This is a genomic window from Psychromarinibacter sediminicola (assembly GCF_029168335.1).
Taxonomy (GTDB): domain Bacteria; phylum Pseudomonadota; class Alphaproteobacteria; order Rhodobacterales; family Rhodobacteraceae; genus Psychromarinibacter; species Psychromarinibacter sediminicola.
Genome location: NZ_JARGYC010000165.1, coordinates 1 through 2,521, shown reverse-complemented (window position 1 = coordinate 2,521; position 2,521 = coordinate 1). Strand labels below are relative to the sequence as shown.

General features: G+C 58.0%; 2 protein-coding genes. Both read left to right on the top strand.

Annotation, left to right across the window (positions count from 1 at the left end; genetic code table 11):
• Positions 1 to 294 precede the first annotated feature (294 nt).
• Entirely contained in the window at positions 295 to 846 is a 552-nt protein-coding gene (locus P1J78_RS24560) for a recombinase family protein (RefSeq protein WP_275570004.1), read from the top strand.
• A 496-nt stretch (positions 847 to 1,342) separates the two neighbouring features.
• Positions 1,343 to 2,335: a GIY-YIG nuclease family protein gene (locus tag P1J78_RS24555; protein ID WP_275570003.1), complete on the top strand. Its 993-nt coding sequence runs from the start codon at positions 1,343 to 1,345 to the stop codon at positions 2,333 to 2,335.
• The last annotated feature ends 186 nt before the right edge of the window (positions 2,336 to 2,521 follow it).

Here is a 2,521-nt window from a genome sequence, read left to right as displayed (position 1 = left end):
GGTGTTCAGCCTGTCCGGCAAACCCCTTTGAAAACGCGGTAAAATCCGGCCGCAGCCGGATCGGGAGAACGCTTTCGCGAGGGCAAATGGCGGAGGAAGTGGGATTCGAACTGTCGGTGATGAGATGGCTGCTTCCTACGGTTAGTGCGCTACGCAATTGCAGTTGAATCCTTAGGGCTTGCTCCAGTGAGACGCCGATATAGCACGCGGTCGGCGTCTCATATGGGTCGGATTTGCGTTTTGACACAAGGTGCGCCTAAATGTCTTAGACCCATCTGAGACAGGAGAGCCGCAGTGCTGATCGGTTACGCGCGTACATCCACCCTTGACCAAACCGCCGGCCTGGAGGCCCAGCGCGAGGAACTCAAGAAAGCCGGTTGCGAGAAGCTGTTCGAGGAGCAGGTCTCATCCGTGGACGTTGCCGCCCGTCAGCGGCTGACCGAGGCGCTGGACTTCGTTCGCGAGGGCGACACCCTGATCGTGACACGGCTCGACAGGCTCGCGCGATCCGTTCCCCATCTACTGGAAGTGCTCGCTACGCTCACCGGCAAGGGCGCCAGCCTGCGAATACTCGGTATGGGGATCGATACCGCCACGCCTACCGGGAAACTGATGCTGACCGTCCTAGGCGGCATTGCGGAATTCGAACGAGAGATCATGCTGGAGCGCCAACGCGAAGGTATCGCCAAGGCGAAGGCTGCTGGTAAATACAAGGGGCGCAAGCCCACGGCACGGGCGAAAGCCGAAGAAGTACAGGACCTACACGTGAACGGGAAGGGACCCACCGACATAGCCAAGGAACTCGGGATCAGCCGGGCATCAGTGTATCGCATCCTCAGCGCGTAGTCGGTGGACTGTGCTAAGCCGGCCTTTTCGTATCGGTATGTCGACGGCAGTGAACTTGCGTTCATCGAGGGTGGTTCTTCGCAGGGCGACTGCGGCCGCGGAATTCCGGTATCGGCCCATTCCGGACATTCGCGAATGGGTCAGCCGCTGCGGTGCAGCTTTACCGCGTTGGACATTCGCCGCGGCTGCACGATAGAGAAGGTGCGAACGATCACTATTGCGACACAGCGACGTTCGAACAACCGAACTGACGAGCCGCTAACGACCCAGTGCCGCCATTATTAGTTTTAGCATCGCAAGAATGCCACAAAGAAACGTATGTTTCGCTTCGACACGCCAATCCATGGCCAAGCTCACCCCACTACCTACGAAGAGTTATCTTTGGCACTGATTGTTTGGAGGGAACGCCTATATGCGGAAGAAAGATTCGCTAAAGGAAGAGTGTAGGCGCCGCGGCCTGAATTACTGGCGTGTGCAAAAGCGCATTTACAATGGCATGTCGCGGGAGAAGGCTCTTCAACACGGCTACGTGCGCGGCCAAAAGAACACGGCGACGGCAATCACCGTGCATGGTATACGCTATCCAAACATTGCAGAAGCAGTCCGAGAACTGAAGCCGAAGGCTTCAGCGACTTCGATACTCCGCTGGATCAGGAAAGGAATGTCACCGGAGGATGCCTTCGCCAAGGATCCGAAGCCCGGTTTCGCAAACGGCATCATCTATAAGGTGACGCAGCTTTCGACGGGTAGACTCTACGTCGGTCAGACGGTTATGGAGTTGGACGATCGGTGGCAAAAGCATTGCGAAGATGCGGACAAGGGGACGATCAGCTCTGAGGATTCGCTACATCATGCGATGCGGGAAAGCGGAAAGGGCGACTTCCGGATTGAGCCCATCGCGAAGACGAACAGGCCGGGCGAACTCGGAGCCCTCGAAATAAGATGGATCGACAAGCTCCGCACTCTCTATCCGGACGGGTTCAATCTGAACCGGGGCGGATCGAGCGGAGGGTCTCTTAAACAGCCGGTCGATATCGATGGGAAGAGGTTCGATAGCCACGGAGCTGGCGTGAAATATATCTCGGAGACCCGTGGGATCAGCATCAGCGCTGCCAAGAAGCGCCTTGAGAAGGGAAGGATCGACGTCAAGAAGCCCGCAAAGCCGGGGGAGTCGCGCGTCAAGTCGAAGGAATACAAAGCCTGGTCGCTGCTGAAGGATTACACCAGCCCTGCATCGAAAGCGTATCTGCCGGGGGTCGACGTTCACCCGGCTTGGAGGGAAGATTTCGACGTATGGCTTGGTGAAGTCGGCACGGCACCGACGCCCCAGCACCGCTTCGTCAGGATCGATAAGCGCCTCGGGTTTGTCCCGGGCAACTGCGCATGGATGACGTCTAAAGAGGATACTTCTGCCCGTCTCCGCTCCGGTCAGAAGCTTTTTAATGGGGTCCAACCACGGCATGTCCTTGCCGCGCGTGCTTCGAAGTGAATAAGGCACGTTGTATCCGTCTGAAACGCTTCGCCGCCTGAGTTGTTTTCGGCCCTGAGCTGCCGTTGGGCGCGACCGCCTGTGCGGCGCAGCAGCGTCACCGAAGCGGCCTTTCATCCCTGCCGCAGAACAATCAACGTCTCGAGGTCGGCAGTGCGGGACGGAGTAGACATTGAGGCACAGTTG

What these genes read in the sequence shown, in the direction of transcription:
- P1J78_RS24555 (WP_275570003.1), top strand. Translation starts at nt 1,343, where the DNA reads ATGTCGCGGGAGAAGGCTCTTCAACACGGCTACGTGCGCGGCCAAAAG.